Genomic DNA, 15,215 nt, shown 5'->3' with positions numbered 1-15,215 from the left:
GTTAGTTGTCATCCTTTCGAATCGATTTAAGATAAGGCTTGGGGTCGACGCTTTCGCCGTTTTTGAGAACTTCATAATGGAGATGTGCACCTGTGCTGCGGCCAGTGGATCCGACTAAACCAATCGTACCGCCTTTTTCAACGGAATCGCCTTTGTTAACTAGAATTTTATTCAAATGCATATACCAGGTGCGCAAGCCCTTGGAATGCTCGATCACAATGTTGTTGCCGTGGTAAATGTCTTTCCCGGTACTGACGACTTTACCAGCTGCAGTTGCAAATACGGGATCATTCTCATGAGCGCCGAAATCAATGCCAGAATGATAACTCGGTATTTTGGTGAAAGGATCGGATCGGTAGCCAAAAGGAGAAGTAACCACCTTCGTGCTAGTTGGCCACAGCGTCGGTGTGATGCGAAGCTGCTCCTGTTTATCGGCAACCTTCTGCTTCGTGGCTGTCAAATTCGTTTGCAACGTTTGCACTTCACCATTAAGTGCCGTGAAAGACGCAAGTGTGTCTTGACCTAGCTTGAGAATAATTTCCTGCGTGACGGGGTTCGGGCTGCCTCCCACGCCGGTTGAAGCTGACGATTCATCAGCTATGGGTTGCTTTGCATCTTTCTTAGCCTTGCCTGCGGATGCTGAGCTTGCAACGGCGGTGTTACTTGGTTCGGGATCAATCCCAGCAATAGATTTGAGGTCACTTTCGAGCTTCTTTACTTCTTCGACCTTCGATTTCATCTGTTCGGCTTGCTGGGACAGTTGAATGACTTCATTTTGCAATTGTTCGATGGCCTCATCCTTGGAAGTTAGGGCTGCGCTCCATTGTTGATTTGCACCGCTCAGCTTGGATTGCAAATCATTGGCCTGTTTCAAGGTGTGTGTATGCAGAATATAAATCGATATGGAAATCAGCATTAGCAAGGAAAAGCATGCTGCTGCGATATAGGCTACTAAATGGGGGATGCGAAACCTGACGACTGATTGATTAGCGTCTGGTATGATAACCAGTGTCAATTTTTTGGGTTTCCACTTGAGCTTCATAAGGGCTAGATTATCTCCTGTCGTGGTTGAATTTGGTAAAGGTTGGTCTGTACAACATTCGTCATATTGCGCCAAAAACCTGCCTTCCTGCCTACTAGTCCTAGTAAAATGAGTCTAAAGTAGGAAGGAATCCTGTCGTATATGATCGAATGTACTAATACAATTACAGAAAGCTGTAGATTTGGAGTGGAGGCACACATGATAAAGCTTGCAGGTATTGACATAGGGAACGATAGTATTAAACTGGTGCTAGATGGGTCTAGAGAACCACTAGTTATACCGAATATCATAGCGCCTGGCTACGAAAGACACATTTTGCAGGAAGAAGATTCACCATGGAAAGCATTGGATGTTGTCATTTACAGTCCAAGCCTTTCACAAAGGAATCAGCGTTATTTCGTCGGTCAGCTCGCCCTAGAGCACGAAGATAACTTAGAACTAGAAGATACAGATAATAAAGCGCTATCGGATCAATCCCTCATTGTTGCACTGACTGCACTTGCTTATCAGGGCCTCACGAACCAAGCAGCGAACCCTGGCTATGGTAACGTGGACGAAGTTGAATATACCTTGGGCACGGGTTTACCTGTTCGTTCTTTCCCCAAATACAGTCAGACCTTTGAGCATCGTCTTTTGGGTGAGCACGAAGTAACGTTCCTTTCCACACCGCAATTCCATAATCGTAAAATCAAAGTTTCGATCCGCAAAGTAGCTGTCTCCATTGAAGGTGCTGCTGCCATGTTCCACATGGCGACGCACGACAGCCTGCAGGTGAAAGACGAAGAAATATACAACGGCTGTATCGGCGTTTGCGAAATCGGCGCATTGACGACTGATTTCCCGGTCATCAAACGCATGGCGATTGATAATCATTTCAGCCATGGCGAGCAAATCGGTATCGCCACCTATTTGGATGCCATCATACGTGACGTGGAAGATGCGTATGGTCATTTGTTCCCAAGCCGTGCGAAGCTTGCGCAGCGCGTGAAGAATCGGCAATTTACGATTCAGCTTCCAGGAGAAGGCCAGGTGGATATTCGGCCGATCGTGGATCTGCATTTCCGTCGTGCCGCTGTACGCATGGTCGAAATGATCAAGAAACGCTGGCGCAAATGCCCGGATATCCAATGCTTTTACGTGATTGGCGGCGGTGCAACAGCACTTAAGCCTTACATTCAAGACGCTGCAGGTGCGATGAAATTGCGCTTCACGAATGATAGCGAATACTTGAACGTACACGGCTATTTGAAAGTAGCAAAAAGCCGTTTAAACCAATCTGTTCCTGTTTAGTCTTACAAAGCACCCGCTTAGGCGGGTGCTTTTTCTTTGTGAATAGGCATTCCTCCAAATTAAAATTCACGATAGCATCACGTTTGAGTTAACTGCTCTCGGCTTGCTTCAACTTGGTGAGTTCCATGTAGGTGGTCAAGGTCGTTAAGAGTAGACAACAGCCGAAGCCTGTCGCACAAATCGCACCAACCAGTGTAGATTTCTCGCCGAATGTAAGACCAATTAGAACGAACGCTACGCAAATGACCAAAACCAAATTTCCTCCCCAGAGCCACTTGGTATAGGTCAGACGTTGGCTAAGTTTGCCTGCACTTTGTTCAGGATCTTTCTTGGCATGCGTGCCCTCTGGTGAAGGAGGAAAGGCATTCGGAGATCTCCTTTTTATTCTGACTCCCATGATCAAGAGGAGTACCATGATGAAGGGCTGGTAAGCCATAACAATAACGGGCGTGCTGAAGTTGGAAAAAGAGAACATCTCAGTCGTACTTTTGAAAGACAGGCACGTACTCAGAGCCAACAGCAGCGCGATAGGCTTGTTGATCATCGGATAATTCCGCTTATTGAAAATGGAGCTGATACCGAGCAGAAGTGCCAAATAAATGGCAATGATTTTACATGCGATTGTCGGAAACCAGATCATCAGCATGACGAGATCAAGACGATCAAGAAAGTCAGTGACATGAATCGTTTGGACTAAGTTATAGCTGGGATATGATAAATTCGCAGGGATCTTAGGGCCGAGTACGGCAATTATGGCAAAAAGAACGATTGTAAGTAGGAAAAAACCAAGCAGGGAACCGTGTCGAATGGCCGATCGGATATGGTTGGCATTGTACAACATATGAAGGAACGCACCTAGAATGAAGATGTCGCCAGCATTCCCGAGTGTCAAAAAAGAGCTAGCCGTCCAGTTCTGGAGCGGCATTGTCAGAATCGGCGTCGTCAGTCGCAAATAAAATTCATTCGATAAGAGCAGCGGCATAATGGTAAGGGTTGCGACGAAAAGGGGGTAGAATAGGTCATTTACACGTGCAATGACTTCTACACTCGTTTTGCCAAAATACATGAGCAACAAGCAATTGAGTAAAATTAATATTTCTAATGGTGTTGTGTTGAGCAATAGGGTTGAACTAAATCTAGATACAGAGGAAATATCCCGGACAATAATCTGCCAGAAATGGAACAAAATGAGTAAATTCACACAAGTGCCTAGCCATCGACCTAATAAAACTTTAGACATTTCGAAAATGTTTTTTTGCGGGTAGAGCTTAGCCATATAGCCAAAGAAACTAGCAATCAGGAATACATAGAGAATAGAAAGTAAATAGCAGAACCAAGCATCCATTTGATTGATCCGTATCAATTCATTTTGTAAGGTAAGAATGCCTCCGCTAGTCACGATGGAAGAAGCCAGCCATGAGAGTTGACGCTGGTTAATGACTTGTTTGCTATTCATGAGGAAAACCTCCTTTCTACTTAGATGCCAAGAACTTTTATGATCCAGGGAGAAACCACTTGCACGAAAAAATAGGTGGGCATGGGTATACTCACATGTAGATATTTCGTAATAAGCAGGATAGTGATGATCCCGATGGCGAGACCATATGTTATTTTGTTCCCTATTCCCGCCTGTTGCAGCATTTTGCGATCGAGAATGAAGGATCCGATTAGAATGAAGAGAAAAGAGATGACGAAGATCCCATCCATCTTTTTTAGATCCCTCCATTCGTCACGTTTTGGTTAATCATGCCAGTATCTGGTATGGTGGCCTTCACGACAATGTTGAAATCGGCTTCTTTAAAATAATGTTCCCAATCCTTCCCAAACTGTTCATTCCATTTCTGAGGATGTGTTCGCCAAACGATGAGACCGAGCTGAGCAGAATCCGTCCCTTCCTTTTGCATCTGTTTTATCGTTGCGAGAACGGAGGATTTGATTTGCTCTGCGAACTTGGTTTCCACGTTATGAAGGTTTTCGGATTTGAATAAATTCTTATTAGATAGGTCTTCTCGGACTGCTCCACGAGCTTCCACGACCACGTCGAACATCACTTTGTCGTCCATGAGCTTCGGTGTAATGGCTGTTTTTCCGCCAATAACAGCAACGGAGATTTTAGAATTCTCCTCCATGGGGAAGGTGTACTGCTGTGCTTTCACTTGATTTCTTAGCCACATTAGGCCCTGTGCTTCATTTTTCTTATAGACGCCAACCATGCGATCACCTTTGAATTGTACATAACCAAGCAATTGGATTTCTTGTGAAGGCTCCTTAAAGGCCTGCGTTTCTTTAGGCTCAAAATAGTTCATAATCGGGTCACTATTGAAACTTAGCGAAATGCCAATATCCTTGATCGAGGTTGGCATCGCATAACGTGATTTTGCCAGTTCTCGAATCACTTCTGCTGGGAAACGTTCGAATTTCGGCTCTGTATTTAGCAGATCATAGCCCTTCCCTTTCGTAACGACGAGGAACGTTGTCATCCGATTTTCTGTAGAACGTGGCAGCACATCGAACAAGGAATGAATGCCTTGCTTAGCGAGCTTCTCACCAATGACGATCGTTCTGCGATGCGAGAGGAAGAGACGCCGTGCCATACGTGACTGGAGCTTACTGAACGCATCGCGATAGGTGATTCCTACCTCGGAGTCAATGTAATAGCTTTTACCACCTGACGTCCCCCCGCCTCCGCCGCTCGCTCCACCCATAGAACCGGGCAGAGGAAGCATATGCGCGATTCGATATCTGCCATCATCCTCTAAATCAGCCGAAGAAGTGACGACAAACGCCAGGTCATTGGTCTCTGTACGATCCCAGCAACCCGTAAGAAGAGTCGTGGCTGCTAGCATGGTAACCACCAGCCTTATACGCTGTTTAGGATGTTTCATTCGATTGTTGCTCCTCCTCACTGGCTTTGTGTACGTGATCTATGTTGCTGCCGTCTAAGCCTCCCGCTTTCTTGATTTGCTTCGACAGGGCACCATCCTGACTTGTGTTATCTTGAATGGCCATGAAATCGGGACGCTTCAGTAATTGCCACCACGGCGCACGGATAAGGACATCCTTCATATCTGTTGTGGATAAGGGGCCAACGGGAGATAAATAGGGAACTCCGAAGGAACGGAGATTCGCCATGTGTCCGATTAGAATCATTAATGAGAAGAAAATGCCATAGAAACCAAATATGGCCGCGGCAATGAGAATGGGAAAGCGCAGCATCCGAATCGCAATAGCACCGTTGAATCTTGGAATGGTGAAGGAAGCTATCCCTGTAATCGAGACGACAATAACCATCGGTGCAGATACGATTCCGGCTTGTACGGCTGCTTGACCAACGACGAGCGCGCCTAAGATGGAAACGGCGGAGCCGACTGCCTTCGGAAGGCGGATCCCCGCTTCTCGTAGGGCTTCGAAGGTGATTTCCATAATGAAGCATTCGACAACAGACGGGAACGGAATGGCCTCCCGAGAGGCAGCTACACTTAGCATCAATGCGGTTGGTAGTAGTGCTTGATGGTACGTCGTTATTGCAACATAGAGTGCCGGTGTCGTTAGTGATAAGAACATGAAGACATAACGAAGCAAGCGTAACAATGTGCTAATCTGGAATCGTTCATAATAATCTTCGCTCGTTTGCATAATTTGAATGAATACGAAGGGAACGATGAGAGCGAAAGGCGTTCCGTCGGTAAGAATGGCTACACGCCCTTGAAGTAAAGCGGATGCAACCACGTCTGGACGCTCCGTGTATTGCATTTGTGGGAACGGCGAGTAGGCGTCGTCCTGAATCAATTCTTCAATCATGCCGGATTCCAGAATGGCATCAATTTTGATTTGCTCTAGTCGCTTGACGACTTCTTCAATCAAAGAAGGCATTGCCAAATCTTCCATAAAACAAACGACAAGATTGGTATTACTTTCTTTGCCGACACTCATGGATTTCATTTTGAGTCGAGGTGTCTTAAGCTTGCGGCGAATCATGGAGGTGTTCGTGCGAATACTCTCTACGAAACCCTCCTTAGGACCACGCACGACCGTTTCTGTCTCTGGTTCACCAACGGAACGTTTCTCTGTACCACGGATACCTAGCAGAATGGCTTTGCTGTTCCCCTCAACCAGCAGTGCCGCATCACCACCTAAGACGGAAGTGAGCAAATCTCCGTAATTATCGGAAATCTGCGTCTGGGACACAGGCAGAATGACATTTGCGATGCGTTCAATGGAGGTTTCTCCGCCTCCGATCAGCATGAGTGATTTCATCGTATCGTTGAGCAGTTGAGTATTAGTTAAACCATCTACGAAAAGAAGCAACGCTGGAATATGAGGATCGATCTCGAATTCCCTCACGACGACATCGGAGCAATCCCTGAACAGGTCTTTAATAAATGAATGATTTTCTTCTAACAAAAGTGAGAGCTTTGTCTTCTTAAGATCCTCGATAAATTGGATATCGAGGGCTTGATCCAAATCAGAAGGAGGCTGGCCTTCGCTAGAGGGTGTCGCTGCACGGCTTTGCAGGATGCTTTTCATTAAATATTTAGGTGTTTTGGCCAAGCGAGAGGCACCTCCTGCCGCGATCAAGCTGAAGAAATAAGAATGCGTAGATTATATTCTGCGAAATAGAAGGATTTTATTACGAAAGATGGAAAATTTTATTTGCACAGGTGCCATTGGAAAGAAAAGGTATAGCTCCGGTGGGCATGGCACAAGCTATCTCAGCATGGAGATGCAGGGATAGGAGATGGTGTTTTTGTTATGGCTAGTTCTGTTGCTGCTGTTATTTATTTTTCAGGCAGCTACGATTCTCATTTGCGAATATAAAAGGCCGGCAAAGTCTGTAGCATGGCTAAGTGTCCTATTTATTTTTCCAATCATTGGATTCATTATGTATTATTTCATGGCGAGGGAATATGTAAGACGGAAGAAAGTTCATGGACAGAGCAGCACTGGCAGCGAGAGCGAACAGTTTCAGAGTAGGCATCACAGAGCTAGCCCGGGGGATGCGGCAAGTAGTAGTGAAAACAGCTTCTTGCCCAGTGAACAGCGGCTTCGTGACTGGCTGCGGCATGTGCCGGATGCACCGATTACAGCAAGGAATCGGGTCCAGGTACTGACGAATGCAGATGTGACTTATGAGGCTATGCTAAAGGAAATTGGGAAAGCCAGAAACCATATCCACTTCGAATTCTATACGATACGCGATGATGCGGTCGGCATGGAATTTCAAGAGGCTTTGCTTCAGAAAGCGAAGGAAGGTGTAGCCGTTAGGGTCATTTACGATGGTGTGGGAAGTCACTCCCTATCTAAGGCGTACATTGACCGATTGAAGCGCGGGGGCATTGCGGTGTACCCCTTCTTAAAGCCGCTGATCGCATTCTTCGATAAACGGTTGAATTATCGGAACCATCGTAAAATTGTGGTTGTCGACGGCTTGGTTGGATTTGTAGGTGGTATTAATATCGGCAATGAATATCTGGGCGGAGATCCAAAGCTGGGCTTTTGGCGAGATACCCACGTCGTGCTAGTCGGTGATGCGGTGTACGATTTACAAAGGTCGTTTCTGACGGACTGGTTTTTCGTTAGCGGGGAAAGCTTGAAGGGGCACAGCTATTATCCCATTCATGAGGAACAGCATTCTTCGTATGTTCAAGTCATTTCAAGCGGTCCTGACGCCAGATGGGATGCGATTCAGGAAATGTATTTTGCGGGATTGATCGCGGCTAAGAACCGAATTTGGATCACTACGCCGTATTTCATTCCCGATCCCAGCATCATCATGGCGCTCAAATCGGCGGCGATCTGTGGCGTAGATGTGAGTGTTATTCTCCCCTACAAGGCAGATTCACGCATCGTACAATACGCTTCAAGATCTTATCTGCAGGAGTTAATGCAAGCAGGGGTTCGATTCTACTTGTATCGAAAGGGATTTATACACGCTAAAGTGATCATCGTGGATGACATCATGGTGACGGTTGGAACTGCTAACGTGGATATGCGCAGTTTTTTCAGCAATTTCGAGTTGAATGCTGTGATGTTTGATCAAGAGGTGATTGCACGCTTAGAGCGTGATTTCGAAATGGACCTGAAGGAATGCACTGAAGTTCGGTTAAACGAGTTTGAAATGAGGTCGCGGAGTGAAAAAGCGAAGGAGTTAATAGCACGGTTGTTGTCGCCGTTATTTTGAAACTAGAAGAGTAGTTCTATATAGAACTACTCTTTTAGTTTGCTTAAAATAGCATCTAAGTTTTGAGGGGGAACTCGGTCAATCAGATCTCCATAGGTTCGCAGTCGATTCATAATGGTCAATTGATTAAATTCACGAGGACTCGGTTGAAGCTCGACTTCTTTCCAGAACAAGGGCGTTGAGACCGTTGCGTCCTTTTTGGCGCGCGGCGTATAGGGAGCCGAGAGTGTTTTACCATACCAATGCTGCAGGTAATCGATATATATGTTATCACCCCGGTTTTTCTTGAAGCGCTCTATTGTAAACAGCTTAGGATGCATCTTCACCGCATACGCAGCGATAAAATGCCCAATCTTTCTGAGCTCTTCAAATGTATAGCCCGGCTGGATGGGGATGTAGATTTGTACCCCGGTGGCACCAGAGGTTTTGGGTACTGACTGAATGCGGAGCGAATCCAGCACCTCACCAATGATTAGAGCAGCCTCCATGATGCGAGGTTCTTCCTCCAAGGTAGGGTCGATATCAATCAGCCATTCTGCGGGCAGCGTCTCTCCAATGTAATGAAAGGAAGGATGAAACTCCAAGCAAGTCAGATTTCCGAGCCACATTAGCGTAGACAAGGAATCCAGATTCACATAGTTAATGCCATCGAGTGGGGCAAGCTTAACGAAGCTGGGTACAGGATCGGGAGCATTTTTCTGATAAAAGGATTTGTCATCATACCCATGTGGAAATCGAATTGTCGTTAAATGACGATTACGGCAATAACGTAGGAGGTACGGCGAGAGCTCACTTAATTTCGTGAGATAATCCGCTTTTGTAATACCTAATTCAGGCCACAGCGGCTTATTCGGATTCGTGATCGTCAACTCGTTGCCTTCTACGAGTAGTGAAGCTTTCTCTGCTTTGATGGCCATAGGCATGAGTACTCCTTCTGAGCTATTGTCGTATCTCCAATTATTGCCTAGGCAGACGCTTCTCAAACTGGGATAAAAAGCTTTTACTAAATTCAAACCGCTAGCAGCTTGCACACGTTTCCTTACATAGAAACAAGAAGGAGGCATTGTAGCATGGGCAATTATAAAAAAATAGGATTATCATCATTGGTGTTGTTAGGCATTGTAACAGGAGTGACGGCCTTATCTGCAAGTGCGGCGGAACCTCTGAAGGTCCAAAGCGAAACAGATATTGCTGGTGATCTAGGCATTCTGCAAGGGGAAGGCAACGGATTGACTGCGCAGTACTTGAACAAATCAACGACTAGGCTGCAAGCTGCGATAATGTCTCTCCGATTGCATGGACTCGAGGCTGAAGCGCTGGCTTATAAAGGGACAACAAGCTTCAAAGATGTAAGCGGTCTATCAACAACGAATCAGGCTATTCTCGGCTACTTGAACCTGCATCCCGAGCTTGGCTGGCAAGGAACAGACGACCATAGCTTTAATCCGCTTGGAAGTGTGACTTCGCAGCAGTTTTATAAAGTGCTTTTGGAATCCTTAGGCTATAAGCAAGGAACGGATTTCGAATTTGCGAATGTGTTCGACTTCGCTGGTAAGCACGGTCTAACCAAACTAGCGACCGTTAAAGACTTCAAAAACTTACATATGGCAACTGCAACGATTGAGGCATTAAAGGAACCGATGAAAGGAACGACCGGAACGTTAGCAGCAGATTTGGTCGGCAAAGGGAAGCTGGACAAAACGAAGTTAGATGTGCTTGCTAAGCCTTCGTTAAAGCTAGTGCAAAGCAATACATTAGGCAGTTATCTCACAGACGATAAAGGAATGACCCTGTACTATTTCACGAAGGATGTCGCAGATGTGAACTCCTGTGTGGGCCCTTGCTTAGTGAACTGGCCGATCTATAACTCGAATAACTTTACCGTGCCTGCCGAGTTTAATAGCGCTGATTTCGGCGTTTTCACACGCAAGGATGGTAAAGATCAGCTCACTTACAAAGGCTGGCCGCTTTATTATTTCATCAAGGATGTCAAACCAGGAGATACCACAGGAGATAATGTTAGCAAGGTATGGTTTGTCATCAAGCCTTCGAACGGCGGCGTGGCCGTTGGTACGAAAGCAGAGCTGGGCAACTATTTGACAGATGGTAATGGCATGGCGTTGTACTACTTCGATAAGGATACAAAAGGCGTTAGCAACTGCACAGGCAAATGCTTGGAGAAATGGCCAGTATTCTATGCCCCATCGATTTCGGCGCCAACTGGACTTCATTCAGAGGATTTTGGCACACTGGTTCGTTCAGATGGCAGTATGCAATCCACGTACAAAGGCTTTCCACTGTATTACTGGGTGGATGACAAGAAAATGGGTGACACTTTAGGTCAAGATGTGGGCCATGTCTGGTACGTGATTGATCCAGCGAAATTCGCGGGAACCAAAGCTGCGAACACATCCGTGAAAACAAGTAAATCCGACGCATTGGGCACCTACATGGTGGATGCCAATGGTATGGCACTCTATATGTTTACTAAGGATAAAACGGATCCCAATTCCTGCGTGGGTACTTGCTTAGTGAACTGGCCGATCTTCTACGATGCGAATCTGACTGTTTCCTCAGATCTTGGAGCCAGCGACTTTGGTGTGTTGACGAGGAAAGATGGTACGCTGCAAAGCACTTATAAAGGCTGGCCGCTGTATTACTGGATTAAAGATCTTCACCCAGGCGAAACGACGGGCCAAAATGTAGGGAAGGTATGGTTTGTTATCGATCCTGCTGGGTTCACTGCCAGATAACAATTGAATGAGAGCGCTCCAACATGCTGAGAAGGTACAGATGTGTTGGAGTGCTTTTTTCTTACAAACTATTGCCAAGACTTCCAGCTGAAGCTATGGTAGTAAGATAATAATAAAAGTCATTTCGACTCGGGGTGTACCTGAACTATGCGAAATCGAACAGATGGAGAACTCATGAGGCTGGTCATGAGCAAGCATCATCCAGCTTTAGAGGAGTTATACGATAGATATGCAAAACTTGTGTACTCCTTTGCATTGAAGTCCACCAAGGAAGAACTAGCTGCAAGAGAGATTGTCCAGCTTGTATTTACACGGTTGTGGACCACGGAGAAGGGTTATGATGCGAGCAAAGGGGCATTCGTCAACTGGCTCATCACCGTAACTAGGAATATCACGATCGACTGTCTTCGCAAGAAGCGGCGAAGTGATCAAGATATCCATTTTGAGCCGAATGAATGGGAACGATCGTTCGTTTCGAAGGATCAAGATCCAGAGACGGTTATGTCTCGCAAATGGATCGGGGAACAAATTCAGGAGGCCTATGTCCATTTATCGGAAAGTCAGATTGAATTGATCAATTTGATGTATTGGCAGGGCTATTCGTTGAGTGAAATTGCTACGCAGACCAATGAACCCATTGGTACGATCAAGAGTCGACTGCACCAAGGCTTGAAGTTGCTTCGCAAGCATTTGACATCATTGAGGGAGGGATGACGTAATGGAAGAACGGGAAACTGTAGATTGCAATGATCTGGTCAATTATTTGACAGGCGATTGCACAGAATGGGAACGCGCTGCTTTCGAACGGCATCTGCGAACTTGTGTCACCTGCCGGGAAGAGTTAAGCGATTTGCAGGAAGTCTGGGAGTCGTTACCTTTTGACATGGAGGAAGTCGAAGTACCCGCTGATTTGAAGGCACAGGTGATGCAGTCTTTACAACCGAAAGAGATCGTACCTGTTGTGCCTGAGAAAAAGCGATCTTTCAAATGGCTATATGGCAGTGCCGCTGCGATTGCTCTAGGTTTCGTTGTAGGTATCTGGTGGAATAATCAGCAGCAAGCCGCAAGCCCCATTGCGAGTGTGAACTTGCAACAGCCTGCAGAAATCGTGAGTACCTATCAGTTGAAGTCCTTTGATACAACCATGCCTGCTGCTTCTGGCACCGCGTATGTGCTGCAGAATGGCGATAGCCACAACGTGGTTATTAATCTACAAGGGCTTAAGGAAACGCAGGGGGACTGGACCTATCAGGTTTGGTACAACAAAAGCGGGAAGCGATACAATTGTGGAACACTGCGCGTGGATGAGAAAGGCACGGGCGTACTGACATATGCCATACCTGTGAAAGTAAAGGATGCGCATATTGACTCATTTGGGGTGACCTTAGAGCCAGATCCGAATGGAAGCACGCCGCGTGGAAAGAAGATTTTAGGTACTTAAGAATACTTCGTTTCAAGTGACTACATGTAACCAAAGATACAAGCCGATTAACGTGATGAGCAGTGTGGGAATCGTGAGGATAACGCCTGCTTTCATATAACCGCCCCAAGTGATTTTCACACCTTTTTTGGCAAGCACATGAAGCCAGATCAGGGTGGCTAGCGAGCCGATTGGCGTCATTTTGGGACCCAAATCGGTACCAATGACATTGGCATAAATAAGGGCCTCTCTTAGAGTGCCCTCTGTTTGTGTTCCCTGAATGGCTAATGCATCAATCAGCACAGTCGGCAAATTGTTCATGATCGAGGACAGAATAGCCGCAAGGAATCCCATGCCAATCGTAGCTGCGAAAAGACCTTCGTTAGAAATAATATCGATGAGATCCCCGAGAGCATCCGTTAGACCCACATTTTTTAGCCCATAGACAACCACATACATCCCAATCGAGAAAATAACAACCGCCCAAGGAGCTTCTTTCATAATCTTCTTTGTATCGATTACAGCGCTGGAACGGGCAATAAGAACGAAAGCCAGTGCGGCAGTTCCAACTAGCATGGATACAGGGATTTTGATAAAACCACTGCACAAATACGTAACTAACAAAATGCCAAGAATCCACCAAGAGAGTCGGAATAGCCCCAGATCCTTAATTGCTTCGGAAGGACTTTTCAGTTCGGTCACATCATAACGCTCAGGAATTTGTTTGCGGTAAAAAAGGTAGAGAACAAGCAAGCTCGCTCCTAATGAAAATAAACTCGTCACGAACATTCGGCTGGCATAGGTAACAAAATCAATACCGAAGAAATCAGCAGAAAGTATATTCACTAAATTGCTGATGATAAAAGGAAGTGAAGTTGTATCTGCGATAAATCCGCTAGCCATAATGAACGGCAGGATGGCATGATCCGGCAATTTCATGGCTCTCACCATGGCCAGAACGATGGGTGTTAGGATCAAGGCCGCACCATCATTGGCAAAAAAGGCTGAAACCGCCGCGCCGAGCAGGATCACGTAGATGAACATGCGCTTTCCGTTGCCTTTGGCTAGACGTGCCATATGAAGAGCAGACCATTCGAAGAAGCCAATGCTATCTAGAATAATCGAGATGACAATAATGCCGACAAAAGCGAGAGTTGCATTCCATACGATGCCTGTTACTGTGGCGACATCTTGTAGAGATACGACTTGAAAGCTGAGGGCGAGTAAGGCTCCTGCTGATGCAGACCAACCAATGCTCAAACCTTTCGGCTGCCAAATAACGAAGGTAATCGTAAGTAAAAAGATGAGAATAGCGAAATAAATCATGTGATCCTCCTAGCAGAAAGCAAATGATTGACGATGTTAATATCTCAAATTTATGGCTTTCTGTATAGCAAAATATTATGGGTGGATGATCGACTAGTCGAAAGTTTGCAGCTATTTCGGAATGGCAAGACTAGATAGATCAACAATAGAGGGAGGATCCGAGATGATGGAGCTAAAGCCGGTATTTCCTTTTGAGCCGATCGCAACGGAAACAATTCCAGTCGCTGCCGGTTGGATTGCACAAATTAAGTGGGATGGTGTTCGCATGCTAACCTATTATGATGGTCGGGAAGTGCGGCTGTGGAATCGGCGCTGCCACGAGCGAACAGAGCAATATCCGGAACTGTTGGATATTCAATCCTACTGCAAGGCCTCATCTATCATTTTGGATGGGGAAATTATAGCTTTTGATGAGAAAAAGCCCACATTTCATGAAATCATGAAGCGGGAATCACTGCGTAAAAAACTAAGCATTGACCGAGCGGTCACTCAGACGCCCGTTACCTATATGATATTCGACATTTTAATGTGCAACGGAAAGTGGCTGCTGGATGAACCATTGTCTGTAAGACAGAAGGTTCTGCAGGATGTCATTACTCCGCTGCCGCACGTGCAACTCACCCCGAATATGCCTGATGGTCATCAGCTTTATGAGGTCATGAAATCACATGGGATGGAAGGGATTGTCTGTAAAGATCTGCAAAGTACCTACGCGTTAGGCGGGAAAGACAAGCGTTGGGTGAAGAAGAAAATATTCCATGATATCCATGCGGTCATTGGGGGAGTGACGTTACGTGCAGGCGTCGTTAATGCGATTCTATTAGGGCTATTCGATCGGGAGGGCAGATTTATCTACATCGGACATGCGGGGACTGGCAAGCTAACTCGCGAGGAGTGGCGTCAATTGACCCAACTCGTCGAGCCGATGGTGAGGAAGGAGAAGCCTTTTGCCAATGAGCCGGAACGAAGCAAAGAGGCGATCTGGATCGAGCCGAAGCTAACGGTGAAAATCCAATACATGGAGTGGACCTCGAATGGCACGATGAGGCACCCGAGTATTCAAGCGTTCACGCAGGTTGAATTGTCTGTGTGTACGTTTGATCAGATGGGATGAGTTCATTTAACTGAGCGCTTATACATCATTGTGAATGCTAAAATACACCTGCTATGGAAACAACTGAATAGCCCTATGATTTTGGGAGC

General features: G+C 46.1%; 13 protein-coding genes. 6 read left to right on the top strand and 7 right to left on the bottom strand.

Annotation, left to right across the window (positions count from 1 at the left end; translation table 11 throughout):
- Nucleotide 1: 1 nt before the first annotated feature.
- Complete coding sequence (locus AC58QO_RS17145; RefSeq protein WP_497267582.1) at nucleotides 2-1,042, bottom strand: peptidoglycan DD-metalloendopeptidase family protein; 1,041 nt, start codon at nucleotides 1,040-1,042, stop codon at nucleotides 2-4.
- 198 nt (nucleotides 1,043-1,240) lie between these two features.
- On the opposite strand from AC58QO_RS17145, the gene AC58QO_RS17140 reads away from it, so the two are divergent.
- Nucleotides 1,241-2,332: a ParM/StbA family protein gene (locus AC58QO_RS17140; protein WP_497267580.1), complete on the top strand. Its 1,092-nt coding sequence runs from the start codon at nucleotides 1,241-1,243 to the stop codon at nucleotides 2,330-2,332.
- An 88-nt stretch (nucleotides 2,333-2,420) separates the two neighbouring features.
- Here the strand turns inward: AC58QO_RS17140 and AC58QO_RS17135 are convergent, their stop codons facing one another.
- From AC58QO_RS17135 to AC58QO_RS17120, 4 genes are read right to left on the bottom strand one after another with little or no spacing between them, the layout of a single operon-like run.
- Nucleotides 2,421-3,788: a GerAB/ArcD/ProY family transporter gene (locus AC58QO_RS17135; protein WP_497267578.1), complete on the bottom strand. Its 1,368-nt coding sequence runs from the start codon at nucleotides 3,786-3,788 to the stop codon at nucleotides 2,421-2,423.
- 20 nt (nucleotides 3,789-3,808) lie between these two features.
- Nucleotides 3,809-4,039 (bottom strand): hypothetical protein, encoded by a 231-nt coding sequence (locus AC58QO_RS17130; protein WP_497267576.1) that lies wholly within the window; start codon nucleotides 4,037-4,039, stop codon nucleotides 3,809-3,811.
- A 5-nt stretch (nucleotides 4,040-4,044) separates the two neighbouring features.
- Complete coding sequence (locus AC58QO_RS17125; protein ID WP_497267574.1) at nucleotides 4,045-5,217, bottom strand: Ger(x)C family spore germination protein; 1,173 nt, start codon at nucleotides 5,215-5,217, stop codon at nucleotides 4,045-4,047.
- The gene (locus tag AC58QO_RS17120; RefSeq protein WP_497268141.1) at nucleotides 5,204-6,859 is read right to left on the bottom strand and encodes a spore germination protein; all 1,656 of its coding nucleotides are present in this window, start codon (nucleotides 6,857-6,859) and stop codon (nucleotides 5,204-5,206) included. Before AC58QO_RS17120 ends, AC58QO_RS17125 begins: the two co-directional genes overlap by 14 nt.
- Nucleotides 6,860-7,079: 220 nt before the next feature.
- Here AC58QO_RS17120 and cls point away from each other — a divergent pair, with 220 nt between their 5' ends.
- Complete coding sequence (gene cls / locus AC58QO_RS17115; RefSeq protein ID WP_497267572.1) at nucleotides 7,080-8,513, top strand: cardiolipin synthase; 1,434 nt, start codon at nucleotides 7,080-7,082, stop codon at nucleotides 8,511-8,513.
- 26 nt (nucleotides 8,514-8,539) lie between these two features.
- Here cls and ligD read toward each other — a convergent pair whose 3' ends face one another.
- Nucleotides 8,540-9,436 carry a non-homologous end-joining DNA ligase gene (ligD, locus tag AC58QO_RS17110; RefSeq protein WP_497267571.1) on the bottom strand — a complete coding sequence of 299 codons (897 nt, stop codon included), beginning with the start codon at nucleotides 9,434-9,436 and terminating at the stop codon, nucleotides 8,540-8,542.
- A gap of 147 nt (nucleotides 9,437-9,583) precedes the next feature.
- On the opposite strand from ligD, the gene AC58QO_RS17105 reads away from it, so the two are divergent.
- The 3 genes from AC58QO_RS17105 (at nucleotide 9,584) to AC58QO_RS17095 (ending at nucleotide 12,707) form a co-directional block, all read left to right on the top strand.
- Nucleotides 9,584-11,266, top strand: a complete 1,683-nt coding sequence (locus tag AC58QO_RS17105) for a hypothetical protein (protein WP_497267569.1) — start codon at nucleotides 9,584-9,586, stop codon at nucleotides 11,264-11,266.
- A gap of 147 nt (nucleotides 11,267-11,413) precedes the next feature.
- Entirely contained in the window at nucleotides 11,414-11,980 is a 567-nt protein-coding gene (locus AC58QO_RS17100) for an RNA polymerase sigma factor (protein WP_497267567.1), read from the top strand.
- 4 nt (nucleotides 11,981-11,984) lie between these two features.
- A complete protein-coding gene (locus AC58QO_RS17095; RefSeq protein WP_497267565.1) occupies nucleotides 11,985-12,707 on the top strand; it encodes an anti-sigma factor in 723 nt (240 codons plus the stop codon).
- 12 nt (nucleotides 12,708-12,719) lie between these two features.
- Here AC58QO_RS17095 and AC58QO_RS17090 read toward each other — a convergent pair whose 3' ends face one another.
- Complete coding sequence (locus AC58QO_RS17090) at nucleotides 12,720-14,012, bottom strand: arsenic transporter (RefSeq protein ID WP_497267563.1); 1,293 nt, start codon at nucleotides 14,010-14,012, stop codon at nucleotides 12,720-12,722.
- Nucleotides 14,013-14,178: 166 nt separating this feature from the next.
- Between AC58QO_RS17090 and AC58QO_RS17085 the strand changes: the two genes are divergently transcribed.
- On the top strand, nucleotides 14,179-15,126 hold the full coding sequence (locus tag AC58QO_RS17085; RefSeq protein ID WP_497268139.1) for an ATP-dependent DNA ligase: 948 nt from the start codon (nucleotides 14,179-14,181) through the stop codon (nucleotides 15,124-15,126).
- Nucleotides 15,127-15,215: the final 89 nt, after the last annotated feature.

This window comes from Paenibacillus sp. J31R30, from assembly GCF_059692115.1.
The sequence above is the reverse complement of the archived record's forward strand: the minus strand, read 5'-3'. Positions and strand labels throughout refer to the sequence as shown.

Coding starts and splice junctions, on each gene's coding strand:
- ligD (WP_497267571.1), bottom strand. CDS start 9,436: ATGCCTATGGCCATCAAAGCAGAGAAAGCTTCACTACTCGTAGAAGGC.
- AC58QO_RS17140 (WP_497267580.1), top strand. CDS start 1,241: ATGATAAAGCTTGCAGGTATTGACATAGGGAACGATAGTATTAAACTG.
- AC58QO_RS17100 (WP_497267567.1), top strand. CDS start 11,414: ATGCGAAATCGAACAGATGGAGAACTCATGAGGCTGGTCATGAGCAAG.
- AC58QO_RS17085 (WP_497268139.1), top strand. CDS start 14,179: ATGGAGCTAAAGCCGGTATTTCCTTTTGAGCCGATCGCAACGGAAACA.
- AC58QO_RS17090 (WP_497267563.1), bottom strand. CDS start 14,012: ATGATTTATTTCGCTATTCTCATCTTTTTACTTACGATTACCTTCGTT.
- AC58QO_RS17145 (WP_497267582.1), bottom strand. CDS start 1,042: ATGAAGCTCAAGTGGAAACCCAAAAAATTGACACTGGTTATCATACCA.
- AC58QO_RS17135 (WP_497267578.1), bottom strand. CDS start 3,788: ATGAATAGCAAACAAGTCATTAACCAGCGTCAACTCTCATGGCTGGCT.
- AC58QO_RS17105 (WP_497267569.1), top strand. CDS start 9,584: ATGGGCAATTATAAAAAAATAGGATTATCATCATTGGTGTTGTTAGGC.
- AC58QO_RS17130 (WP_497267576.1), bottom strand. CDS start 4,039: ATGGATGGGATCTTCGTCATCTCTTTTCTCTTCATTCTAATCGGATCC.
- AC58QO_RS17125 (WP_497267574.1), bottom strand. CDS start 5,217: ATGAAACATCCTAAACAGCGTATAAGGCTGGTGGTTACCATGCTAGCA.
- AC58QO_RS17095 (WP_497267565.1), top strand. CDS start 11,985: ATGGAAGAACGGGAAACTGTAGATTGCAATGATCTGGTCAATTATTTG.
- AC58QO_RS17120 (WP_497268141.1), bottom strand. CDS start 6,859: ATGAAAAGCATCCTGCAAAGCCGTGCAGCGACACCCTCTAGCGAAGGC.